Annotated in this window: 21 protein-coding genes; 9 read left to right on the top strand and 12 right to left on the bottom strand. The window is 54.2% G+C overall.

From position 1 onward, the window contains the following. Positions 1-454: 454 nt before the first annotated feature. Positions 455-1,687, bottom strand: coding sequence for an NAD(P)/FAD-dependent oxidoreductase (locus tag AC13D2_RS09175; RefSeq protein ID WP_300500312.1), 1,233 nt, complete (start codon positions 1,685-1,687; stop codon positions 455-457). A gap of 118 nt (positions 1,688-1,805) precedes the next feature. Here AC13D2_RS09175 and AC13D2_RS09170 point away from each other — a divergent pair, with 118 nt between their 5' ends. From AC13D2_RS09170 to AC13D2_RS09150, 5 genes are read left to right on the top strand one after another with little or no spacing between them, the layout of a single operon-like run. Next, positions 1,806-2,501: an MBL fold metallo-hydrolase gene (locus AC13D2_RS09170; RefSeq protein ID WP_300500315.1), complete on the top strand. Its 696-nt coding sequence runs from the start codon at positions 1,806-1,808 to the stop codon at positions 2,499-2,501. Continuing rightward, a complete protein-coding gene (locus AC13D2_RS09165; protein WP_300500318.1) occupies positions 2,501-4,216 on the top strand; it encodes a SulP family inorganic anion transporter in 1,716 nt (571 codons plus the stop codon). Before AC13D2_RS09170 ends, AC13D2_RS09165 begins: the two co-directional genes overlap by 1 nt. Further along, positions 4,170-4,697, top strand: coding sequence for a YeeE/YedE family protein (locus tag AC13D2_RS09160; RefSeq protein ID WP_300500321.1), 528 nt, complete (start codon positions 4,170-4,172; stop codon positions 4,695-4,697). Before AC13D2_RS09165 ends, AC13D2_RS09160 begins: the two co-directional genes overlap by 47 nt. Beyond that, on the top strand, positions 4,694-5,107 hold the full coding sequence (locus AC13D2_RS09155; RefSeq protein ID WP_300500324.1) for a DUF6691 family protein: 414 nt from the start codon (positions 4,694-4,696) through the stop codon (positions 5,105-5,107). The genes AC13D2_RS09160 and AC13D2_RS09155 overlap by 4 nt, the downstream gene beginning before the upstream one ends. A gap of 32 nt (positions 5,108-5,139) precedes the next feature. Beyond that, positions 5,140-5,577 (top strand): protein tyrosine phosphatase family protein, encoded by a 438-nt coding sequence (locus tag AC13D2_RS09150; RefSeq protein WP_482938516.1) that lies wholly within the window; start codon positions 5,140-5,142, stop codon positions 5,575-5,577. A gap of 408 nt (positions 5,578-5,985) precedes the next feature. On the opposite strand, the gene AC13D2_RS09145 is transcribed toward AC13D2_RS09150, so the two are convergent. Both AC13D2_RS09145 and AC13D2_RS09140 read right to left on the bottom strand, forming a co-directional pair. Further along, complete coding sequence (locus AC13D2_RS09145; protein WP_482938515.1) at positions 5,986-8,115, bottom strand: bifunctional DedA family/phosphatase PAP2 family protein; 2,130 nt, start codon at positions 8,113-8,115, stop codon at positions 5,986-5,988. 170 nt (positions 8,116-8,285) lie between these two features. After that, positions 8,286-8,912, bottom strand: coding sequence for a PepSY domain-containing protein (locus AC13D2_RS09140; RefSeq protein ID WP_300498540.1), 627 nt, complete (start codon positions 8,910-8,912; stop codon positions 8,286-8,288). A gap of 309 nt (positions 8,913-9,221) precedes the next feature. Between AC13D2_RS09140 and AC13D2_RS09135 the strand changes: the two genes are divergently transcribed. Genes AC13D2_RS09135 through AC13D2_RS09125 form a run of 3 tightly spaced genes read left to right on the top strand, consistent with a single transcriptional unit; the run spans position 9,222 to position 11,508 of the window. Further along, positions 9,222-9,419 carry a hypothetical protein gene (locus AC13D2_RS09135; protein WP_300498542.1) on the top strand — a complete coding sequence of 66 codons (198 nt, stop codon included), beginning with the start codon at positions 9,222-9,224 and terminating at the stop codon, positions 9,417-9,419. 33 nt (positions 9,420-9,452) lie between these two features. Then, the gene (locus AC13D2_RS09130; RefSeq protein ID WP_300498543.1) at positions 9,453-10,124 is read left to right on the top strand and encodes a winged helix-turn-helix domain-containing protein; all 672 of its coding nucleotides are present in this window, start codon (positions 9,453-9,455) and stop codon (positions 10,122-10,124) included. Next, positions 10,117-11,508: a sensor histidine kinase gene (locus AC13D2_RS09125; RefSeq protein WP_482938514.1), complete on the top strand. Its 1,392-nt coding sequence runs from the start codon at positions 10,117-10,119 to the stop codon at positions 11,506-11,508. The genes AC13D2_RS09130 and AC13D2_RS09125 overlap by 8 nt, the downstream gene beginning before the upstream one ends. A 510-nt stretch (positions 11,509-12,018) precedes the next feature. Here the strand turns inward: AC13D2_RS09125 and AC13D2_RS09120 are convergent. The 8 genes from AC13D2_RS09120 to cyoA all read right to left on the bottom strand — a co-directional run bounded on the left by AC13D2_RS09120 (position 12,019) and on the right by cyoA (position 19,192). Next, positions 12,019-12,420, bottom strand: coding sequence for an EF-hand domain-containing protein (locus AC13D2_RS09120; RefSeq protein WP_292048051.1), 402 nt, complete (start codon positions 12,418-12,420; stop codon positions 12,019-12,021). A gap of 161 nt (positions 12,421-12,581) precedes the next feature. Further along, a complete protein-coding gene (locus AC13D2_RS09115) occupies positions 12,582-13,118 on the bottom strand; it encodes a response regulator transcription factor (RefSeq protein ID WP_300499068.1) in 537 nt (178 codons plus the stop codon). A gap of 40 nt (positions 13,119-13,158) precedes the next feature. Beyond that, positions 13,159-14,442 (bottom strand): ATP-binding protein, encoded by a 1,284-nt coding sequence (locus tag AC13D2_RS09110; RefSeq protein ID WP_300499069.1) that lies wholly within the window; start codon positions 14,440-14,442, stop codon positions 13,159-13,161. After that, a complete protein-coding gene (locus AC13D2_RS09105; RefSeq protein ID WP_292048054.1) occupies positions 14,439-15,281 on the bottom strand; it encodes an SURF1 family protein in 843 nt (280 codons plus the stop codon). The genes AC13D2_RS09110 and AC13D2_RS09105 overlap by 4 nt, the downstream gene beginning before the upstream one ends. Next, positions 15,278-15,640, bottom strand: coding sequence for a cytochrome o ubiquinol oxidase subunit IV (cyoD, locus tag AC13D2_RS09100; RefSeq protein WP_292048055.1), 363 nt, complete (start codon positions 15,638-15,640; stop codon positions 15,278-15,280). Before cyoD ends, AC13D2_RS09105 begins: the two co-directional genes overlap by 4 nt. Then, a complete protein-coding gene (gene cyoC / locus AC13D2_RS09095; RefSeq protein ID WP_292048056.1) occupies positions 15,640-16,263 on the bottom strand; it encodes a cytochrome o ubiquinol oxidase subunit III in 624 nt (207 codons plus the stop codon). Before cyoC ends, cyoD begins: the two co-directional genes overlap by 1 nt. A gap of 1 nt (position 16,264) precedes the next feature. Next, positions 16,265-18,238 carry a cytochrome o ubiquinol oxidase subunit I gene (gene cyoB / locus AC13D2_RS09090; RefSeq protein ID WP_300499079.1) on the bottom strand — a complete coding sequence of 658 codons (1,974 nt, stop codon included), beginning with the start codon at positions 18,236-18,238 and terminating at the stop codon, positions 16,265-16,267. A gap of 45 nt (positions 18,239-18,283) precedes the next feature. Beyond that, complete coding sequence (gene cyoA / locus AC13D2_RS09085) at positions 18,284-19,192, bottom strand: ubiquinol oxidase subunit II (protein ID WP_300499073.1); 909 nt, start codon at positions 19,190-19,192, stop codon at positions 18,284-18,286. Between the two features lie 145 nt (positions 19,193-19,337). Between cyoA and AC13D2_RS09080 the strand changes: the two genes are divergently transcribed. Then, entirely contained in the window at positions 19,338-20,654 is a 1,317-nt protein-coding gene (locus AC13D2_RS09080) for an MFS transporter (protein ID WP_482938513.1), read from the top strand. 9 nt (positions 20,655-20,663) lie between these two features. Here the strand turns inward: AC13D2_RS09080 and AC13D2_RS09075 are convergent, their stop codons facing one another. Further along, on the bottom strand, positions 20,664-22,379 hold the full coding sequence (locus AC13D2_RS09075) for a protein adenylyltransferase SelO (protein WP_300499077.1): 1,716 nt from the start codon (positions 22,377-22,379) through the stop codon (positions 20,664-20,666). Between the last annotated feature and the right edge of the window lie 532 nt (positions 22,380-22,911).

Below are 22,911 nucleotides of genomic sequence, written 5' to 3'. Positions count from 1 at the left end.
GCGACTAAAAATGCAAGCTGAATAGGAGTTTAGCTGCATTCATCGTATAAGCAAGTATAAGCGGCCCAGTGACTTAAGACACTACCACACCCGCATTACCTGGCAGGAGGAGGGGAGCAAGTAGCCACCGTTGAACATTTTATACTGCAATCAAATTTCGCACACATGACACGGCCATATTTCTCGCAACATTATGTAAACGAGAACCTAAGATGAGCCGTCAGCAAGTGTTATAGAAACGTTATGTGATGTGAGGAACCAAAACCGTTTGTTCGTCTCTGCGAATGGTTCGCCGCAAACTGCACGCTGCCAATGTAGTCCAGAAGATAGGTTGTCCAAATACTCCCGGTGTCGCGGAACCGGTAGCGGTTGTGGGCATTGATGACCTGGCGCTAGTCTGTCCAAGCGCTTTTCGGTGACTTGCCGCAGGTGCAGGGTCTTGCAGCTGAGAAAATCAGCTCAGTAAATCCGGACGAGGTTTCGGTGCTGGCTTGTTCCAGTCTTTGCCAGCAAGTATGACGTTCCAGTAAAGCCATGGGAAAAAGCGACGTTTCATGTACCAGTTGATGCGCCGAGGCACTCTGGGGTCCAACGGAAAGCTTGGCACGATTTCGCCGTCGTAACGAAATTCTGCCAACATCACTTTACCGGATTCAGTGGTTAACGGACACGCGCCGTATCCGTCATACAGCGCTTCCTCTGCATTATGCCCCAAATCCCGTAACAAATTACTGACAACTACCGGAAATTGACGACGTACTGCTGCTGCCGTTTTTGCGTTCGGAGTATTGGTGCAATCGCCCAGCCCATAGATGTTTGCATGCTCGGTGTGACGCAGGGAGTGCTTATCGACGGTAACCCATCCAGCATCTCCGGACAGAGGGCTCGCTTTTATGAAGTCAGGCGCTGATTGCGGCGGGACCACATGCAACAGTTCAAAATCGGTTTCTACTCTACCGTCCTCTGTCTCAAACCATGCCTTTTTTGCAGGGCCATCGACGGCGGTCAGGTTGTGGCCAAAATGTTTGTGAATGCCATAGTCTGATACCACCTTCTCAAGAGCCTCTGCATAAGCTGGCACCCCGAACATTGCACCGCCCTGGTTATAGAAGTGCACATCGGCGGACTGTCCGCTTTTCTGCCAGTAGTCAGTACTAAGATACATGGCCTTCTGTGGCGCTCCAGCACATTTGATCGGCATGGCAGGTTGCGTAAACAGGGCCTTTCCGCCTGAAAACTCTTGTGTTAAGCGCCAAGTGTAAGGTGCAAGGTCAAAGCGGTAATTGGAAGTAACACCATTATTGCCGAGCGTGTCTTCAAGACCCGAAACCGACTCCCAGTCCAGTTTCAACCCTGCAGCAACCACCAAATACTTGTAGGTGATTTTATCACCGGTTACCAAAGTGACCTGATTCTCGTCCGGCTGAAATGATTCAACCGCATCCTTTATCCAGGTGGCTCTGTCGGGCATGTAGTCCCGTTCCTGCCGATGTGTTTCCTCTGCGGTCATCGCTCCGCCGCCAACCAAAGTCCAGCCAGGTTGGTAATAGTGGCTTTCACTGGGCTCGACAACGGCGACATCAAGGTCGCCGTGTCTTCGGAGTAACCCAGCGGCGACCGAAATCCCGGCTGCGCCACCACCGACGATAACCACTACATGATTGTGCGACTGGGGTTGATTGGACATCACGTGCACTCCTTTCGAGATTTGCGCTAATGCATTTTGAGGTTGACAGTTGCTCAGTCAATTATTACCTTTAGTTACAAGCTTAGATCATTGTTGTTGCATCGCAAGGATGAATTTTATGTTGTTCCGTCAAATGTTCGACAAAACGTCCAGCACCTACACCTACCTCATTGCCTCGGGCCGCGGGCGGGAAGCGGTGATAATTGATCCAGTAAAAGAATCTACAGAAGCTTATCTTGGGTTAATTGACCAACTTGACCTCAAGCTGGTCAGGGCGATAGACACCCACACTCACGCTGATCACGTCACGGCTCTGGGCGCTCTGCGTGACGCCACCCAATGCGTCACCATCATGGGTGAATATACCAACGCGGAATGCGTGTCAGAGCATGTATCGGAAGGCGATCGGATTGATATCGACGGCATTCGGCTGGAAGCCATATACACGCCGGGCCACACGGATGAATCCTTCAGTTTTTACTGGAACCAGGGCGGCCAGCAGGCGGTCTTCACGGGCGATGTACTGCTGATTCGCGGCAGTGGCCGGACGGATTTCCAGGGCGGCGATCCGCGCAAAAGCTACGACTCCATTGTGAACAAGCTGTTCTGCTTGCCAGATGATACGTTGGTGTATCCGGCCCACGACTACAAAGGAATGTTGAGTTCTTCCATCTACGAGGAAAAACATTACAACCCGCGTCTGGCGGGCAAATCGGAAGCCGAGTACGCCCAAATTATGAATAATCTGGATTTGCCCGATCCCAAGCTGATGGATGTTGCCGTGCCGGCGAATCTGGCCTGTGGCAAGCAATAGTGACGCTTCTGAAACAGATGCAGGGCTCGGGGGCAGCTCATCTGTCAGATGATGTGCTCGCGGGCGTCATCACTGCCATTCTGCTGGTCCCTCAGGGTATGGCTTATGCCATGCTTGCTGGATTACCGCCAGAAATGGGGCTGTATGCGTCAATCCTGCCACCCATTGTTTATGCGTTAATTGGCAGTAGTCGCACATTGGCGGTTGGTCCTGTGGCCGTGGCTGCATTGATGGTGGCCAACGCCTTGTCGACGCATTTTGGCAATGAGAGTAGTGAGGCGGCGCTTGCAGGTGCCATGATTCTGGCCGCAGAAACCGGCGCACTCCTGCTGCTGATGGGCATTTTCAGAGTCGGTACCCTGGTCAGTTTTATCAGTCATCCTGTGCTGTCTGGTTTTACCAGCGGCGCGGCGCTACTCATTGTGAGCAGTCAGCTCAAACACCTGAGCGGAATCCAACTTGAACGCGGTGACCTGTTCGCAACGGTGATTCCGTTTTTTCAGCGTATCGGTGACATTCATGTCCCGACGCTGATGTTTGGTCTGATATCGATTCTACTATTGCTGCTCGCGCGCAAACCAATGGCGCGATTTCTCGTTGCCCGCGGTATACCGCATAGCACGGCTGCCATTATTGGCAGGATGGCCCCGCTTGTTATTGTGATCGGCTCGACCGTTGTGGCAGGTGTCAGCCAGGCAGAGGGATACGGTCTCTCGGTCGTTGGCGCAATCCCTGGGGGACTGCCGGTACCCGACCTTGATTTTCTGAGCGCTGAAGGTTGGGTTGCACTACTACCATCCGCCGTTCTCATCGCACTGGTGGGGTATGTTGAGAGCGTATCGGTCGCCAAGGTTCTGGCCGCCCGACGGCGCCAGAAAATCGATGCCAATCGCGAGCTTACTGCGCTGGGCATGAGCAACATTGCTGCAGCAGTTGGCGGTGCGATGCCGGTCGCTGGTGGGTTTTCGCGTTCAGTTGTCAACTTCGATGCCGGTGCCCGCACACAGTTTGCTGCCATCGTGACGGCAACACTGGTTGCCGTGGTTGCAGCGTTTTTTACGGACTGGTTCTATTACCTGCCCAACGCCGTGCTGGCGGCCATCATCGTTGTTGCTGTGGTGCAGCTCGTTGATATTTCCGGCGCAGTGGCGATCTGGCGCTACGATCGTGCCGATGGCATAGCCTTGCTGGCTACCGGCCTGGCCGTGCCATTTCTGGGCATCGAATCCGGCCTGCTCATCGGTATCGGCCTATCACTTGTTTTGTATCTGTGGCGAACCAGCCAACCGCACATGGCCATACTTGGACGAGTACCGGATACCGACCATTTTCGCAACGTGAACCGCTATCGGGTCGATACCTTGCCCTCAGTTCTGATTATTCGAGTGGACGAGAATCTCTATTTTGCCAACGCCAACGCAGTGGAGACCTACCTCATGCAGAAAGTGTCGTGCAATGAGGATGTCCACGATGTTGTCTTGTTGATGTCGGCGGTTAACTACGTCGATTCCAGCGCACTGGAGATGCTTGAGCATCTTGAAATGGACTTTCGCGCAACCGGCGTTTCCATGCACCTGGCCGAGGTAAAAGGTCCGGTTATGGATCGCCTGCGCCATACGAAGCTTGGGAAAGCGCTGGCCGCTAGCCGCATTCACTTATCAGCCAAACATGCGTGGGAAGCCCTCGACGACGGGATACGCCAGGGTTCGGTTTGAGATCATACGGGGGGATTCAATGAACTGGACTGCAAGTATTCAAGGCCTGATTGGGGGCGGATTCATCGGCCTGTCTGCCGTTTTTCTGATGGCGACGCTTGGTCGGGTTGCTGGCATAAGTGGCATCCTTGCCGGTCTTTTTCTGGATAAGCCCAACCGTGATGAGCTGGGTTGGCGATTGATGTTTCTGCTTGGTTTGGTGAGTGGCCCGCTATTATTGATGCTCGTTGGCGGCGTTGGCAACGTCGCCGACTCATCACAGGCTGTTATTGGCGCTCCGTCCGGCGAAGTCCCTTTGATGCTGGTGGCAGGACTGCTTGTGGGCATCGGCACTGGCGTCGGTAGCGGCTGTACCAGTGGTCATGGCGTTTGCGGGCTTGCCAGGTTGTCGCAGCGTTCGCTGGTCGCAACGCTAGTCTTTCTTCTGGTAGCTATGGTTGTCGTTTTCCTGACACGACATGTGATCGGAGGTGCTCCATGAAAGCCTTTTTTGGTTATATCGCCGGGTTACTTTTTGGCGTTGGGCTTGGGCTTGGTGGTATGACGGATCCCGCACGTGTTTTAGGGTTTCTGGACATCTTCGGGGCCTGGGATCCCACACTGCTATTCGTGCTGGGTGGTGCGGTAATAACGACGTTTATCGGATATCGCGTGGTACTCCGTCAAGCCAAGCCGCTGCGGGGCAAAAGCTTTCGATTACCAACTCGCCATGACCTGGACGGGAAGCTCGTTGTGGGAGCCGCATTGTTTGGAACCGGCTGGGGACTGTCGGGCTATTGCCCGGGGCCGGCATTCGCATCGATCGGTAATCCCTCGTACCCGCTGATTGCCATGCTGTTGGCAATGATTGCAGGTTGGTGGGTCGCCAGGCGCTCCCCTTTTGTGCAATAGGCTCAACCCTCGAATCCTTGAAGGAGATACCCATGGATATTAAAAAAGTTGACGACCAATTCAGCGTAATGGCGCAACCTGGTATTGACGACATTGAACAACTGGCAAACGCGGGTTTCCGCACGATTATCGCCAGCCGGCCCAGAAATGAAACGGACGACCAGCCTGATACCGAAACTCTCAAAAACAAGGCGGAGTCGCTCGGCATTACCTGGTACGAGATTCCGGTCGAACCGGGGAAGTACGCCCCTGAAGACATCAAGGCTTTTGCCAGTGCCCTGCAATCATCCACGGACTCGGTACTTGGCTATTGTCGCACCGGTAAGCGCGCCATTCACTTGTGGGCCTATGCAAATGCGGCTTACTCTTCGGTCGCGGATCTACTTGGCAAAGCCAGCGCAGTCGGCTATGACCTGGAGCCATTGCGGAGTGATCTTGAGACTTATCGGGACCAAGTGGGTAAGAGTTGATAATGCCTTAGCTTTTTCGTCGTTTGTTATCCAAAGAGAAGGTGAAATGCAAGAATCAATCAGCGGTGATTAGAACCGCGATTTAATGCGGCGACAGCTACAGTGGTTGGGAGCCATGCCGGAGCAACGGGGATTTCAAATAGTTGAGATGCAGAGCGAAACAGATCAGAACGTTCAGGAGGGATGCGACTGGGCAGGAAAAAAATGTATCGCCAGATGGCCTGGATTATGGTCGCGCATTTAGAAAGGTGAGGGCGCGCTGCAATCCATCATTGGTAACAGCTCCAACGACATTTCCGAAAAGGTGGCCGCTAAAGGTTCCATCCCAAGCAAAACCAAGCCGGACGACATGCCAGCACCATGACATCATTCATTGTCTCGGTGCGTTTATGGGTTCCTGAAGTGAGTTTACTGGCACTCTGTTGCCAAGTTGATCACGCTGACATCGCCATCATAAGGCGGGGTGTTGATTCCCGAGGTGTTGCTGGTAGTGTCCGGGTAAGGCACCTCGTAAACGTCGTTCGTCACCTGTCCTGCACGCAGCTTTCTAGCCAATATCTCGCGCTCCTGGCTAAAACTCGGAAGGGATTGCGGAACGAGATGCCAAGGCTCTCGTTCTTCCCGGCCAACTGTCGCAACGTATAGCCCTTCACCGGTATTCAGCGCATGGTTCGTACTCCAGACTCGAAGGAAACTCCGGTCGAAAACCCGGCCCTGCTGCCCTGGCTGAACCAGCCCCAGAGTTTGGGAGTTTGCGTTCCAGAACCAAGGCGACAAGGGAGCTGTCGGATAATCTTCTTCCTGAGCCACTTTCAGATAGGCATTGACAACGCTCCCCCAATGAATCGGATCGGCCTCTAACCATCCAGCAGCTAACAAACAGGTACGAATTTGGTCGAGGTTGCGGGCCACGAAAATTGTGTTGATTGGTGCTTCGGGGTTGCCAAAGACTGAACTGGCCTGGTTGGAGTTGTCCTGCAACACTATTTGCGGAAACTCAGACTGAACCATTGGTCGGTTCACCGATTCAGGCTGCGCCGTTAAGGGGATCTTTCCCGCGTTTGTCATTAGCAACAAAGCCGCAAAGGCAGCAAAACCGCTAATAGCGCCAGCCAGCCTCAACGCTGGAGCAAGCTCGAACTTTTGCTCAAACCAACGTTCAGGAATCGGGTTCAGGTAGGTGGCTGCAATGCCCAGCAATAACCCCATCGAACCGACAAGATAACCGGCAACCACATCACTGAAATAATGAACTCCCAAGTAGATGCGGCTGAACCCGATCAAAAATGCCACTAGCAAGGCCAGAATCAGCAGATTAAGGCGTGTACGCCAAAGCCGGGCAGAACGCATCGCCAGGTAAATGGCAAAACCATAAAACGCAACACTAATGCTGGCATGCCCGCTTGGAAACGAGAAACCTGCTGTGTCTATCAAGCCAGCAACTGGTCTGGGGCGATGAAACAACAGCTTGCTGAACAAGGTCAGCAGTTCACAGCTTCCAACCGAAACAATTAATGGAAAAATAAGCGCAGACTGCTCGCGGTACCAAAGCCAGAACATTGCAGTGAACATACCGCTAACCACCAGAGGCCAAAAGCCAAGTGACGTTACGGCGTAGAAAAACTGGTTAAAAAATGGTGTTTGAATGCTGGCCAAAAGTGAATTCACGCGAAGGTCGATTGCGGTAACCGCATCGCCTGTAACTACGTCTTCTGCCAACCCTGCGAAAACGAAAAGAACATAGAGTCCACAGACGCCCGCAAGCGTGACTGGCAAGCCCTTCCAACTATCGCGGCTGAAGCGCCGTTTGATTATGCGGGTGGCCTTGGGGAAGCGTCGGGCCAGGTTCACAACTTCCGGATTTTGATGAATTGCGGCGCCCACTGATCGAACAATTGACCGGAGAAACTGAAAGCCACTGGGTCCATAACGCATCAGAGACCAGCGCAGTCCATAAAGGAGAACCAGCACGATGACCAGAATCAGCGCCATGACGCCAACGCGAGAGAGCCAGGCCTGGGCAAGGGACAAGGACTGCGAAAACAGATAGCCTGGCAGGATCCATTGGACACTCCAGCCTACGGCACCGGCCAGGTTCCAGATCATGAAAGAACGTCGTTCCATGCCAGCCATGCCAGCAATGAATGGCATGATCTCCTTTACTGAAGGTACGAAACGCCCCAGAAACACACTTTTTCCACCGTGGTTATGAAAAAACCTCTCAGCTTTTCCCATGTGCTCTGCTTTCAGAAACCAACGGTCCTGACGCAACCAGTTTCGCCCATATCGACGCCCCAGAAAGTAGTTCAGGTTGTCCCCAAGCGTGGCGCCCGCGATAGCGAAAAACAGCAGATCGCCAAGGTCGAAAACCCCTTGTCCAGCCAGCATTCCCATCAACAACAGCAATGCTGAGCCGGGAACCAGAAGGCCGAGGAGAAACGCCGTTTCCGCCAGTGCCGCGAGCAAGGCAAACCAGTAGCCCCATACTCCAGCACTTTGAGCCAGAGACAGGGCTGCCTGAGTAATCGAATCCATCATGGTAGGGCTCAGATTGAGGGTTTGTGACAACTAATTGATTGTATGGCCGTCACTATAAGGCATTTTCCGCAACCGTTTCATATCTGTGCATGGCATTTTGATTCGCAACTCAGGTGTGTTGATCAACAAACTGCCGCCCCGTAAGGCGGCAGTCTGGTTTCTTGCGGCGGTTAGCCTTCGTGATCTTCAGCCGATTCGCCATCATCGTTTTCGCGGTCATCCTGATCACCCGGGATCGCCGAGCCGGTGTCGGCAGCGATCATGCGTTCGGATACCACGCCTGCGGCGTCCGCGACTCTGAGTTCAATGGCCAGCTTGTCGTCTTCATGCTCGAATTCTGCGCCAAGCACCTTGTTCCCCTGGGCTTCGGCTTCCGAGATCGCTTTCAAGAGGGAAAACTTGGCGCCCTGGATGGCAGAGAACTCCTGCGCCTCTTCGGTACCGCTGTCGCCGTCCTTCTCTTGGGCACCAGACGTGCTGGCGAGAATCTCTCCGGTCATTGGGTCAATGCGATGATCGACCTCGTTAGAGCCCTTCTGGGTCGTTACTTCGTACCAAGTGCTGCCATTTTTCACCTCAAATTCAGCACCCGTCACGATGCCCTGGCCAGCCTTCCCGGCCGTGCGAACCGCGTCGGCCAGTGTTAATTTGGCGGTAGAGATCGCCTGGACGTGCGCCGCGTCCTCTCGGCCGCTCTCGGCGTGTGCAAACATTGCGCCTAATCCGCCAAGGGCGATGGTTCCAGCAAGAGTGACCATCGTAAGACGGGAGAAACGGGATTTTGGTTGAATTTTCATTGGTTTTACCTTTGGTTGTCAGACAGCGACCATCGCTGCCATGACTCCCAATCTAGAGGCCTAGCCTGCCAGCCAGCTGTCCTGGAGGTTAAAATTCTGTTATTTCCAGGCTGACCTATCTACGATCGTGAAAGTGGCAGCGTTGCTCCATTCGGAATCCTTTATTTATGCACTTCAGTTGTTTTGACTTTTGTCACCCACGAGGAACAACTCGAATGAGATTACAGGGTGTTAATGGTTTTGACAGACCGTTGAATACCATCAACGTCAGACTGCCGTTCTCGCAACGATAATCTAAGGAGACAGACCATGATCCACACGCTGAAGACTTTTGGCGCCCGCGCCGCTTTTTTGCTCGTTATCTTGGCCGGCTTGGGGTTCGGTTTTATTGCAGCGGCGATGAGCATTCTTATTGGTGTGCTGCTATTTATCGGTATCCGTTTGGGTCAGGCGCCAGACGACTTGGCCACAAAAAGTGACGCCAGAGTTTTCAATGACCTAAGCTGAACTCGCATAAAAGCTGGAGGAGAGCCCCCATCCATGAAAGTTTTAGTCATTGAGGACGACCAAACAACCGCTGACTATATTGTAAAGGGTCTCCGACAGGAGGGGCACATCGTGGATCAGGTCGCCAATGGGCGTGAGGCTTTGGGGCAGTCCATGAACGCGGGCTATGATGCGCTCGTTGTCGACCGGATGTTGCCGGGCCTTGACGGACTGTCATTGGTCAAGGCGCTGCGCGCAGCGAAGGTGACAACACCGGCAATCTTTCTCACCACGGTTGGCGGCGTTGACGACCGCATCGAGGGGTTACAGTCGGGTGGCGATGACTATCTTGTCAAGCCATTTGTATTCGGCGAACTCCTGGCCCGCATTCAGGCCCTGGCACGGCGTCCGGCAGCCATCATCCAGGAAAGCGTCTTATCTGCCGACAATCTGAGCATGGATCCAGGTCGCCGCAAGGTGACCCGCGCTGGCCGGGAAATCGACCTGCTGCCCCGCGAATTTGCGCTGCTTGAACATCTTTTGCGTCACAAGGGGCGGGTCCAGACGCGCACTATGCTTCTCGAAGCGCTCTGGGACATCAGTTTCGACCCGCAAACCAACGTGGTGGAAACTCATATCAGTCGGCTACGCGCCAAGATCGACAAACCGTTTGAGAAAGAACTGATAGAGACAGTCCGCGGTGCCGGATATCGAATCAATGACTAACACTATGGGCCTCGCTCGCATCCGACACCTTTTGCGGTCTTCGCAGGTCAGGCTGGCGCTCGGACTCGTTGCCGTTTTTGTGATCGTAAACTTTGCAACCCTTGGATTTGCATGGTTGCAGCTCCTCAGTAAATCGGAAGACCAGATCAACCTCACTCTCGAGCAACAGGTTGCCCGATTAAGCGAGACAAACGACCCTGGCACTTTCGGCGCCTTGATAGAGACAGAGGCTGCAGACGTCGATCCGAAGCAGCGTGTTATCGTCTTTAACACACCCGATGGACGAAGCTTCGGTAACGCTCGCGCAGAGATGCGCAGCGGCGAGGTCGATCTGAGAGCGCGCGATGCAAGTGGAGAACTAAGTGATGACGGCTACAGTTTTCGCACCAAGGCCATGGCTTCGGGAGTCCTCATTGTTGGAGAGAGCCGCTCATCAATCAGTGATCTGCGGGAAACGTTCGTCGGGTTGCTCTCCTTTGCCATCTTCCCAACCCTGCTGATTTCACTCGGTGCCGGTGTCTGGATGGCTCTTGTTTCCGCGCGCCGGGTGCGTCATATCGAGTCTACGCTTGCACAGCTGACGAGGGGCGATCTGTCCGCGCGAGTTCCAAGCGCTGACCATAACGATGACCTGTCACGGATCGGTGCCGGGATCAACCGAATGGGGGCGTCGCAAGAAGCCTCCATGTCTGCACTGCGACAAGTGTCGACCGATATCGCTCATGATCTGAAGACACCGATACAGCGGATTTTCGTGCTTCTCAAGAACCTTCGCGCCGGGATTGCGAAGGGCACTCCCGAGGCCGATCTCGCTGATCGTGCGCTCACCGAAACCGAGCGGGCCGCTGCCGTATTCCAGTCGCTACTGGTGATTGCCCAGATCGAAGGGGGAAGTGCAAAATCGCGTTTCGATGCAGTAGATCTCAGACAGATCGTATCAACATTCGTTGACATCTATGAGCCAGCCGCTGAAGAAGGCGGTCATCGCCTGACCATGGATATGTTGCCTCAAACGCCCGTTATTGTGTGCGGAGACAAGACACTTCTTGGCCAACTAACTGCGAACCTAATAGAGAACGCGCTGCGACACACACCCGCTGAGTCAAGCATCTCGCTTGGGCTAGCATTCAACCCGCAAGAAATTGTGCTGAGAGTTGCCGATAATGGGCCAGGCATTCCAGAAGGGGAACGTGACAACGTATTACGACGCCTTTACCGCTTGGAGCGTTCGCGTACAACGACCGGTAATGGTCTAGGGCTATCTCATGCTCTCGCGATCGCGGAGCTACACGAAGCCCGCCTGAGGTTGCTCGACAATAGCCCTGGATTGTGTGTTGAGGTTGCCTTACCTCGCTCTGCTGGCGACCAGCAGCAGTCAATTTGACACTTTCTAAATAAATCCCATTCATACTAACTCTGTACCTGGCAGAGCACTTTGGGCTGGGGGCAGGTTAGGAAGAGCTGGCTTTGAGAGAGTGCTCAGGGAAGTGCCAATTCTGGAAGGCTGCTGAAGAAGAGGGAGCGACCGCAATGAATTTGAGGTCACGGATCTGATTCAAAGTTTGTCGTTCCAGAGTAAAGGCCATTGTGATCGAACCCAAAATCTGAAATGTGGGGCGGAATACGACTCGATTCTATGGAATGGTTACATAATCTTTTTGTTACACTGCATCGTATTTAACATAATATACATTATGCGCAGTTGTGGATAACTGCCGCCCCGCAGGCCCGCCCCGGAACTGGTGGGCGATAACACAAAGTACTAAACAATCGCCACAGAAAGTACTGAACTTCCATACAAAGTACTAAACTCTTCGTTCAGCTACGTATATAGATGCCTTTCCAACCGCAACCTGTTTTCCTTCATACGAAGGTTTTTAGTCATACTCGACGATCAATTCTGCTGCAATCGCATTTCGTTCCAGATATTGAATTCCCGTTTGCTAACACGCCGGTCGCGGTCAGCATCCATCAGATCAAAGACAAGAGAGGTTCTCCTTGACGTTGCCATACCTCTTTCTGCCGCATTTTCAACGCATTCACCCCGTGCTCCAAGTTCACTCATTGATAGATAACCATCGCCGTCCCGATCCATACAGTCGAACCCTTGTAACGATTCTTTATGTAACGGCTGCACATCGGTATTGAAGTCGGTCTGTTTAGACTTGTCGGGATGATACAGATATTGGTCGTCTGAGTTTTTATCTGAAGTTGCAGATTCAGCCCATAACGCCGGAGCAATGGCCAGTGCACTGCAAACTACGAAATACTTAAGAACAAGAGCTGTCGATTTCATAATTGAATCCTGAGGGCCGATGCTGAACGGCCTGATTAACTTCGGAAAGTGCTTTCAAGGGTGATCCTCAAGTCTAGCCAGTTGACTTATTCTGCTTGGCCAGCGCAGGGCACAAAAGATTATGTCGTTACCACACTCCACGTCGCGCTCCAAATCGGAGGCTATTTGACCGGTCTCTTTTCTAGTTTGCGGGCCAGAGTGCGTCGATGCATACCCAGTCGGCGCGCGGTTTCGGAGATGTTGAAATCGGTTTCTGCTAGCACCTGGTGGATCTTTTCCCATTCCATCGTCTTGATGGAGGTGGCGCGATTGGTCACTTTCAGGTTAGTACGGCCCGCCACATGTTCAAAGGCTGCCTCGATATCGTCGGTGTCTGACGGCTTGGCCAGATAGTGGCAGGCGCCAAGTTTGACCGCTTCAACGGCAGTATTGATACTCGCAAATCCCGTGAGCACCACAATCAACATCTCAGGGTCGTGTTTGTGGAGTAACTGAACACACTCCAGCCCGGAAGAACTGCCTTTCAGCTTAAGATCGACGACTGCATAGCCGGGCGAACAAGTCTCCAACAGCGCGGCCGCCTCATCATATGTTGCGGCGACGACGACCTCATAGTCCCGTCGCCTAAAGGAGCGCGTAAGAGTGCGGGCAAGAGCCTCGTCATCCTCTATGATCAACAGTAAACGCGTCGCCGACATCGGTATTCCGTCCTTTAAGAAAAGTGCTGCATCGATTCTTCTATGGGGAGGCTATCGCTGCCAGTGGCAGGGTCAGCGTAACGCTGGCGCCGCCTTCAGGGTTATTCTTCGCCGTCACAGTGCCGCCCAGCCTGCGAGCGACGTTAACACTGAGGAAAAGTCCCAGGCCACCACCCGGTCTCCCCTTACTCGATTGGTAGGGTTTGCCGAACTCCGCCAGCATCGCCTGCGGAAAGCCCGGCCCTTTGTCCGAGATCTCCAGTTGCAAAACCTCTGCATCCCGCCGGGCCTCCACCCTCACCCACTTTGGAGATGCTTCCAGGGCATTATCAAGCACGTTCCATATCATCTGTTTCAGTGCAGTATCAAAAACGACAGAACAGTTCTGGGTGATACGATTATGATACTCAAATGTCTCAATCGACCGTATCTCCTGCCACTCGGCCACCAGGTCCTGCAAAAAGTCATCAAGGGTGGTTCTAGAAGACGATTCGCCGCGGGTTTCGCCTGCGGATAGTAGAATTCCACTAACGATGCTTTTACAGCGCTGCAGTTGGGTCTGCATCTCCGCGATTTCGTCCTGCATCTCGGTTTGTCCGGCTAGATCAGGCATCCGTCGCCAGTCCCCGAGAATGACTGAAAGAGTTGCCAGTGGGGAACCCAATTCATGCGCCGCCCCGGAGGCCAGTAACCCCATCCTGACAATATGTTCCTCTTCAGCGGCCCTATGTTTCAGGTCTGCCAGTTGTGCATCGCCGTCACGAAGATTTCCGATGATTCGGGTGATGACGTAGGCCAGCAGAATAGCGTTCAGAGTAAAGCTGATCAGAAGACCTTCGAGGTACGGTCCGGAAAATACCCCGGGGCTGCTGGTCGGAGGGGCCAACGGTACATAGTAGAACGCCATTACGGCAAGGCTGGTACTGGTGAGCCCAACGATGATCCATGTCGCCCATACTTCCAGCAGCACCGAGCTAAGAATAACCTGCAGCAGGAACAGAAAAGCGAATGGGTTGGTGATGCCGCCGCTCAGGTACAGCAGCGCGGTCAGGCCGGTGACATCCACCAGCAGGGCCAGGAACAGGGCTTTGTTGGTAACCGGACGCCGCCACCGCGCACGCCAGGAGCTGGCCACATTGAACAAAGCCAGGAGGGCAATGACCAGAAGCATTGGAGCAAGTGGCAACTGATAACCAAAATACAGGCTGACGACGCCGATGGTGGTTACCTGCCCTAGCACGGCGATCCAACGCAGTTGGATCAGCAACCGCAGGTTCTTGTGGCGACCGGCGATGCTGATCGCCTGATGCCATTGTGCTATCAAATTGGTCTCTCAGGCTCGTGTTCGGGGTTTCGATGCTTGCGGACTAGTCGCTCCTCGCGGGCAAACCAGAATGCGCCTGCCGCGACCATCAGCGCCAGTGTAAACCAGGTAAGAGCGTATTGCAGATGGTGATTATAGAATGAAATCACCGTGAGGCCGCCGACGGGTTCCCGGTAGGCCTGTTTCAGGGAGTGAGGTGCCCGAGGCTTTCCTCCGGCGTCAGCGTCAATAAAATAAGGTGCAACCCGGGCGGCGGGCAAATCCCTGGTGTTGGCAATTTCCTGCACATCGCGGGAATACCAGCGGTTGTTAGCCGGATCATTGTCCCGTAATACGCCACCCCCGGATTCACTGAGCCTCAGCAGGCCGGTCACCGTCACCGGCTGGTTTTCTGACGGCCCTCCGGCCCTGTCATCGGTTATTTCCGTCACGAATCCCCGGTTGATAAACACCAGGGTGCCATCGGCCTGCTGCAAAGGCGTCATTAGCCAGTAGCCCTGCCCCAGCTCGGTTGAGGTGTGTACCGCAGTACTCTTTTCGCGCAGCAGGCGCCCCGTTATCTGGACATGCGTGTAGGCATCGTCCTGCTCATTGATGGTGGGCCAGACATTCGGGCCAGGAGCCGCCGAAGCAGGTGCTTCGACCCGCTGGTTAACCCGCTCAATCAGGTTCTGCTTCCAGTCCAGCCGTTGCAACTGCCAGACGCCTAGTGCTATTAAGCCGCTAAAGGCAAGGAGTGCAATCAAGGCCCAGGTAACCACAAAGGTCATCGAACGGGACTGGTGCTCAGTCTCACCCGCCAGAGCGTTGGAATCTGAATGAAATGCCCTGCCTGTCACGGATTTTGCGATTCCATGACAGGCTCGGACATCATGCCAGGCATCATGTTCACATTGAGGTTGTACATAACCCATATGGAGCCTGCCAGGGCGATAAACACCAGTATAAGCGTGAAAACCAGCGCCAGTAGATTCCAGCCACCCTCCGACTTCGGGCTCATGTGTAGGAAATAAATCATGTGCACAAAAATCTGCACGGCTGCAAAGGCGAGTATGATCAGCGCAGTAAGGCCCGCGCTTTCAATGACGTTGGCCATGACCAGCCAGAATGGAATAGCCGTCAGGATCACCGAAAGGACGAAGCCCGTCATGTAGCTCTTCAGGCTGCCGTGGTCGGGATGCGAGTTATGTTCGCTCATTACAGGACTCCCATTAAATAGACGAAGGTGAAAACGCCAATCCAGACCACGTCAAGAAAGTGCCAGAACATGGACAGGCACATCAGGCGTCGGCCATTCTCCGTTGTCAGACCATATCGCTTGACCTGCACCATGAGAACAGCCAGCCAGATGATGCCGACGCTGACGTGAAGGCCGTGGGTTCCCACCAATGAGAAAAATGCAGTCAGGAAACCGCTGCGCTGAGGTCCGTATCCCTCGTGGATAAGGTGTGCAAACTCATAGAGCTCCAAGCCGATAAAGGCCGCCCCCAAAAGACCGGTAATCGCCAGCCAGAAGAGCGTGCCATTGACCTGCTTAAGCTGCATTTGCAGCATTGCAAAACCGTAGGTAATAGACGAAATCAGCAGAAAGCCGGTGTTCACAGCGACCAACGGCAACTCGAAGATATCGGCGCCGGTAGGTCCGCCGGCATAGCTGTTGCCCAGCACGGCATAGGTCGCAAACAGGCCCGCAAACAGCAGGCAGTCACTCATAAGATAAAGCCAGAAACCCAGTAGCGTGCCTGACTCGGGGTGGTGTTCTCGCACGTAGAAGTGCGAGCTTGGCAGCATCGAATTGGCATCGGTCGCGTTCGTTGTCATATCAGGCGTACCTATCCAGTAGTTGTGACCGTTCGTCCTCAATCCGGGTAACGTCTTCCGCCGGGATGTGGTAGTCACGGTTGTAATTGAAGGTGTGAATGATGACGCCGGCTATCAAAGCGACAAACGAAAGGCCTACCAGAGGCCACATGTGCCAGATCAGCCCGAATCCACACACGGCACTTAGCATGGCCAATACGAAGCCAGATGCCGTGTTTTTCGGCATATGGATGGGCAGGAACCCGTCTCGTGGGCGCTCAAACTGGTGCTTCTTCATGTCGGTCCAGGCGTCGTTGTCATAGACCACCGGCGTAAACGCAAAGTTGTACTGTGGGGGTGGTGATGACGTCGACCACTCCAGTGTGCGGCCGTTCCATATATCGCCGCTCAAATCCCGGAGCTGGTCACGGCGGCGATAGCTGACCACAAACTGGATAATCGAAGCGATGATGCCGCCAAAGATAAGCAGAGCGCCAACGGCCGCAATGACGAACCAGATTTGCAGCGAGGCGTCATCAAAGTGGTTCATTCGCCGAGTGACCCCCATCAGGCCCAGCACGTAGAGCGGCATGAAGGCCGCGTAAAAGCCCACATTCCAGAGCCAGAACGACCACTTGCCCCAGTATTCATCCAGCTTGTAGCCGAACGCTTTCGGATACCAGTAGTTGATGGCGGCGAACATCCCGAACAGCACGCCACCGATGATGACGTTGTGGAAATGGGCAACCAGGAACAGACTGTTGTGCAATACAAAGTCAGCCGGCGGCACGGCCAGCAGCACACCGGTCATGCCGCCAATGGTGAAGGTCACCATGAACGAGACCGTCCACATCATCGGCAACTCGAAGCGGATACGGCCGCGGTACATGGTGAACAGCCAGTTAAACAGCTTGGCGCCGGTGGGGATGGAAATAATCATCGTGGTAATCCCGAAGAAGGAATTCACGCTGGCCCCTGCCCCCATGGTGAAGAAATGGTGTAGCCACACCAGATAAGACAACAAGGTGATGACGATGGTGGCGTAAACCATGGAGGTGTAACCGAACAGGCGTTTGCCGCTGAACGTAGCAACCACTTCGGAGAACACGCCAAAGGCAGGCAGAATCAGGATGTAAACTTCCGGATGGCCCCAGATCCAGATCAGGTTGACATACATCATCATGTTGCCGCCCATATCATTGGTAAAGAAATGGGTGCCCAGCATCCGGTCCATAGACAGCATGGCCAGCACCACGGTCAGAATCGGAAAAGCAGCAACAATAAGAATGTTTGTGCACAACGCCGTCCAGGTAAAGATGGGCATTTTCATCAGCGTCATGCCCGGCGCGCGGTTCTTGATGATCGTTACTGTGAAGTTGACCCCCGATAACAGGGTCCCTACCCCGGCTATCTGTAACGACCATATGTAGTAATCGACCCCGACACCGGGGCTGCCCTCTATGCCGGAGAGCGGAGGAAAAGCCAGCCAGCCGGTTTTTCCATACTCGCCGATAAACAGCGAAACCATGGTCAGGCCTGCGCCGGCGGCGGTCATCCAGAAACTGAAGTTATTCAGGAACGGAAAGGCGACATCCCGGGTGCCCAGTTGCAACGGCACAACATAGTTCATAATGCCGACAATCAATGGCATGGCGACGAAGAAGATCATGATCACGCCGTGGACCGTAAACAGCTGATCGTAATGCTCGGGTGGCAGGTAGCCTTCAGAGCCACCGAAGGCTATGGCTTGCTGCAGGCGCATCATCATGGCATCACTGAAGCCCCTCAGGAGCATAATGAAGGCCAAGATGATGTACATAATGCCAATTTTCTTGTGGTCAATACTGGTAATCCAATCACGCCACAAAGTGCCCCAGAACTTTTTGTAGGTGATGAAACCTGCCACCGCCAAGCCGGCCAACGCGGCGACGATAAAGGTCACGACCAGAATGGGCTCGTGATAAGGGATCGACTCCAATGAAAGCCGACCGAAGATCAAACTTGTCAGGTCTGTTTTATCCTGCATTCTCAGTCTCTTGAATCAGTTGGGGTGATCAGGGGTGATCATCTGGTCCATGCACATTTTCTCCTCGACGACGCACCGGTTCAGAATTGCGTGGTAAAGATCCGGTGCCACCGTGCTGTAGTAGCTGACCGGTTCGGCGGAGCTGGGTTTAGCCAGCTCCAGATACTCGGACCGGTCCAGGGTGCTGCCTTGTTGTTTTACCTCATCTACCCAAGCCTGAAATTTGTCGTCCGACACGCCGTGGTACTTGAAACGCATATCTGAGAATCCGGCACCGCTGTAGTTGGCTGAGAAGCCGTCATAGACACCGGGCTCATTAATGACCGCATTCAGCGTGGTTTGCATGCCGCCCATGGCGTAGATCTGGCCCGCCAACGCTGGGATGTAGAACGAGTTCATGGTGAACGACGACGTGATGTGGAAGCGGATGGGTACATCCACGGGTGTTACCAACTCGTTGACTGACGCCACACCCTGCTCGGGATAGATGAACAGCCATTTCCAGTCGAGCGATACCACTTCAACCGTTAATGGTTCATGGTCCATCGCCAGCGGCTGGTCAGCGTCAATCCGGTCCAATGGCCGATAGGGATCCAGCTTGTGAGTACTGATCCAGGTAACCAAACCCAGCGCGATGATGATCAGTAGCGGCACGCCCCAGATCACCAGTTCAAGCTTGGTGGAATGGTCCCACTCAGGGTCATAGGTGGCGGTTTTGTTGTTTTTCCGATATCGCCAGGCGAAGAAGAATGTCAGGAATATCACCGGCACAATCACGATCAGCATCAGCAGCGTGGAGACGATAATGAGGTCAGCCTGCTGAGCGGCAATGTCCCCCGAAGGATCCATGACGACCATGTCACACCCACCGAGCAAGGCCAGCGGAAGCAGTGTTAATCCGTGTCGGAATCGTGGAAAAAGCATGCAAGCAAATCCGGTGTCTAGATTTAGGATCGCCTATTATGGAGACTAGAAATCTTGATCGCGATTGGACATGTTGTCCAGTACCCTATCCGTTGAAATCGTCTTACACTGACGCCTGATACGTTCTGTTTGAGGCTCGACGACCATGACGACTACCCACAGTCACAGCCAGACCCGGCCTGCCGATACCGCCGGTCATCAGGCACCGATCACACCCGGTGAAATTGCCGTGGGTGTAGCCATCGGTCGGGCCTCGGAGTATTTCGATTTCTTCGTATACGCCATCGCGTCGGTGCTAGTGTTCCCGGCCTTATTTTTTCCATTCGAGACGCAGCTGGTTGGCACCCTGTACTCCTTTGCCATTTTCTCACTGGCGTTCGTTGCCAGACCGTTTGGCACCATTATCTTCATGAGGTTGCAGGAACGCTTTGGGCGCGAAGCCAAGTTGACGGTAGCGCTGTTTGCTCTGGGCACCACCACCGCCGGCATTGCCTTTTTGCCAACTTACGGCGACATCGGTTTTTACGCCATCGTGTTGTTGGCGCTGTTCCGGCTGGGTCAAGGCGTGGCTTTGGGGGGCTCGTGGGACGGGCTGCCTTCGTTGCTAGCACTGAACGCGCCCGCTAATCGCAAAGGCTGGTATGCGATGATTGGGCAATTGGGAACACCGGTCGGCTTTATTGTGGCGGCCAGTTTGTTTGCCTACATGCTGTCCAGCGTGTCGGAAAAGGACTTCTTTGAATGGGCGTGGCGGTATCCGTTCTTCGCAGCCTTTGCCATCAACGTGGTTGCCCTGTTTGCGCGCCTGCGACTGGTTGCCACTGACGACTACGCCCAACTGCTTGACGAAAGAGAGCTGCAGTCATCCAAAGTCGCAAAACTGATGAGTCATCAGGGTCGGATCGTGCTGATCGGCGCCCTGGCCACGCTGGCCAGCTATGCGTTATTCCATCTGGTGACCGTGTTCCCGCTGTCCTGGCTGAGTCTCTATTCCGACAGGACCATCGCAGACATTCTGGTCATCGAGATCGTTGGTGCGGGCTTTGCGATCGCCGGAGTTGTTCTTTCAGGTGTGCTGGCTGATCGTATTGGTCGGCGCACGATGCTCGGTTGCCTTGCAGCGCTGATTGCCGTGTTCAGTCTGTTCATACCGGCTTTACTGGGAGGCGGCGAAATGGGAGAGAACCTGTTCATCATAATCGGCTTTGTTCTGCTTGGACTGTCCTATGGTCAGGCTTCCGGTGCGGTCACAGCCAATTTCGAGGCACGTTTCCGATACACCGGAGCCGCCTTGACGTCGGACATGGCGTGGTTGCTAGGTGCGGCGTTTGCACCCCTGGTTGCACTGGGACTGTCGGCGCAGTTCGGAGTGGCCTCAGTGACGCTGTATTTGCTCTCCGGTGCCGTATCTACGCTGGCGGTTCTCGGGCTTAATAAGGCAACTTACTCGCGGGACAAGTAACCGAACCGTTCACGACGAGCAGCTATAGTGTGACGATCCACCAACCTCAAAGAGCTCCAGCGGCTTCAGCCTGTAGTATTTCGTCTCTATGTCTTTTGACTGCTCGGCGTACGGCTGCGTCATGACTTCCTGTAGTTCCCGCAGCAAGGCGTAGTTCCACGTTGCCGCTTGCTGATAAGCCGGCACAACGAACCATTCTCTCAAGGTGTACTTCGGATTGACGAGCTTCATCTGACTGGAAAGTCCCTCATGAGTGCCAGGTCGGATGAGCGATTGCCACTGTGAGAGCCACGCTGACCAGCGCTTGTCCAGCTCTTCGGGGTCTGCAGCATAGGTCGGGCCTTTGTAGAAGCTTTTCTTGAGTGGCTCAATGTCACCTGGCAACGATGAAAGTTCCCGGAAGAACATGGTGTAATCGACAGGCGTTTGCATCATCAGCGTTGCCAGCTCACGGAACAATGTCGCGTCAAACGCGTCAAGTCCAAGTTTGGCAGCCCACATATTCTCCATTTGTGCCTGCATCACCTTTGGGAATTCACTTTGAATTTCCTCCAACTGCCCCAGGCAGTCTGGGTGCTCCGCCAACAAAGGCCGAACTGCCGAACAAAACGAGTGAAAGTTGCGTTCGGCTGCTGCTGGTTGGTTGAGGAATGCGAAGTGATGCCCGCCACCCGTCCATGGTTGGTACTGCGGATCAAACACATCGCAGAACCCGAATGGTCCATAGTCGAGCGTGAAGCCGCCCGCGGCACAGTTGTCGCTGTTGAAGTTACCCTGGCAGTAGCCAACACGGATCCAGTTGGCGACAAGCGATGTCAGTCGGCTGCGGAACTCACGTGCAAGCGACACCACCTTTTCGGCAGTGGTCAGTGACCGGTCGATAACGTCTCCGTACTCACGGTCGATCAGGTGCAAGACGATCTTCTTGAGCTCCTCCATCGCCTGCGGATGTTCCTGCTTACGGGCACGACGACTAAAGAGCTCGAGCTGCCCTACCCGAATGAACGACGGTGCAACACGCGTCGAGATGGCCACTGGCTCGGATACGAGAATATCGGGGTCTATCGAGCGTGAGCCCTCTGAATACCAAGGTCGCCTGACTTGCTCGGTTTTCGATACGTACAGACTCAGAGACCGTGAAGTGGGCACGCCGAGCGCGTGCATATGCTCCTGGGCCAGGAACTCCCGTACACTGGACCGCAGAACCGCCCGGCCGTCCGCGCCGCGGCAGTAGGGTGTGCGCCCTGCCCCTTTCAGCTGCATTTCCCAGCGCTGGCCGTTGATGACAGCCTCAAGTACCGAAATTGCGCGACCGTCGCCGTAGCCATTGCCGGTCTGGAAAGGGCATTGCTGGTAAAACTCGGTGCCGTAGATGGAAAGTGCATAGCCACACGCCCACCCGACGTTGCGCAGAGGCTTCGGAACATGCGACAAGTCGCCGGAGAATAGGCGGACGAAATCCTCCGACTGCGCCATGCTGTCTGCGAAACCCAGCTCGTGAAACAGGTTTTTCCCATGCGCGACGTATTCGGGGTTTTCGATGGGCGTGGGATTCACCGGAACATAGTGGCCCGAGAAGACTTGACGTGGCGCGTGATCAACTCCGTTTGCCTTCCCCTCAGGGTCGGAGTTGAGCGTGTCCATGAATGAATAGTCTGCCAACGTTGCGAGATCGTCGAGGGTTGCGACAGTTGTGGGCGTTTCCAGGTGACGTCTCGTTATCATAGGGACTCCTCTGGCGTTGGTTTGATCATGGGCAACAGTGTGAGTGTGCGTGCCGTAAGTTAGATCGTTTACCCTCCCTGTTGGCCATAGACAATTAGCTCACAGAAACACATTCAGCGATGACATTCGAGCGAATGGTCACTACACCCAAATACTCTTGCATTGGAGTCGCTCTGCTTACGGTTAATTTTTATTCAAAGCATAGGTCAATTTTATCCGTTTGTTTCCGGAACCGTCGATTGAAAGAATTCAAGTCGAGCTGGAATACGGAAAACCATTCAGCCAGTGGTCGAGCTCCACGGAAAGAAGTCGTCGAAGTTACTGTTTGATGTTCAGCCTTCCCATCACCGGTATTGAGCGTGTTCATCTGAATCCATCATTGGATGTGATGTGGAGTTATCGTCAAATCTGGTGTATAGCCATCAAGCAGCGTTCCTGTCTGATTGACCTTCTACCGCTTCTCCGTCCCGGAACTCGACGTTGTTAACGACCAGCTCCAGAAGCTGAAAGCCCTTGATGCGTTTCCACCGGT

The sequence above is a fragment of the Marinobacter sp. B-12 genome, assembly GCF_056857915.1.
This window is presented reverse-complemented; position numbering and strand designations above follow the sequence as displayed.

What these genes read in the sequence shown, in the direction of transcription:
- AC13D2_RS09155 (WP_300500324.1), top strand. Translation starts at nt 4,694, where the DNA reads ATGAAAGCCTTTTTTGGTTATATCGCCGGGTTACTTTTTGGCGTTGGG.
- AC13D2_RS09170 (WP_300500315.1), top strand. Translation starts at nt 1,806, where the DNA reads ATGTTGTTCCGTCAAATGTTCGACAAAACGTCCAGCACCTACACCTAC.
- AC13D2_RS09080 (WP_482938513.1), top strand. Translation starts at nt 19,338, where the DNA reads ATGACGACTACCCACAGTCACAGCCAGACCCGGCCTGCCGATACCGCC.
- cyoA (WP_300499073.1), bottom strand. Translation starts at nt 19,192, where the DNA reads ATGCTTTTTCCACGATTCCGACACGGATTAACACTGCTTCCGCTGGCC.
- AC13D2_RS09175 (WP_300500312.1), bottom strand. Translation starts at nt 1,687, where the DNA reads ATGTCCAATCAACCCCAGTCGCACAATCATGTAGTGGTTATCGTCGGT.
- AC13D2_RS09125 (WP_482938514.1), top strand. Translation starts at nt 10,117, where the DNA reads ATGACTAACACTATGGGCCTCGCTCGCATCCGACACCTTTTGCGGTCT.
- AC13D2_RS09140 (WP_300498540.1), bottom strand. Translation starts at nt 8,912, where the DNA reads ATGAAAATTCAACCAAAATCCCGTTTCTCCCGTCTTACGATGGTCACT.
- cyoD (WP_292048055.1), bottom strand. Translation starts at nt 15,640, where the DNA reads ATGAGCGAACATAACTCGCATCCCGACCACGGCAGCCTGAAGAGCTAC.
- AC13D2_RS09130 (WP_300498543.1), top strand. Translation starts at nt 9,453, where the DNA reads ATGAAAGTTTTAGTCATTGAGGACGACCAAACAACCGCTGACTATATT.
- AC13D2_RS09145 (WP_482938515.1), bottom strand. Translation starts at nt 8,115, where the DNA reads ATGATGGATTCGATTACTCAGGCAGCCCTGTCTCTGGCTCAAAGTGCT.
- AC13D2_RS09160 (WP_300500321.1), top strand. Translation starts at nt 4,170, where the DNA reads ATGCGTGGGAAGCCCTCGACGACGGGATACGCCAGGGTTCGGTTTGAG.
- AC13D2_RS09150 (WP_482938516.1), top strand. Translation starts at nt 5,140, where the DNA reads ATGGATATTAAAAAAGTTGACGACCAATTCAGCGTAATGGCGCAACCT.
- AC13D2_RS09075 (WP_300499077.1), bottom strand. Translation starts at nt 22,379, where the DNA reads ATGATAACGAGACGTCACCTGGAAACGCCCACAACTGTCGCAACCCTC.
- AC13D2_RS09120 (WP_292048051.1), bottom strand. Translation starts at nt 12,420, where the DNA reads ATGAAATCGACAGCTCTTGTTCTTAAGTATTTCGTAGTTTGCAGTGCA.
- cyoC (WP_292048056.1), bottom strand. Translation starts at nt 16,263, where the DNA reads ATGACAACGAACGCGACCGATGCCAATTCGATGCTGCCAAGCTCGCAC.
- AC13D2_RS09115 (WP_300499068.1), bottom strand. Translation starts at nt 13,118, where the DNA reads ATGTCGGCGACGCGTTTACTGTTGATCATAGAGGATGACGAGGCTCTT.
- AC13D2_RS09135 (WP_300498542.1), top strand. Translation starts at nt 9,222, where the DNA reads ATGATCCACACGCTGAAGACTTTTGGCGCCCGCGCCGCTTTTTTGCTC.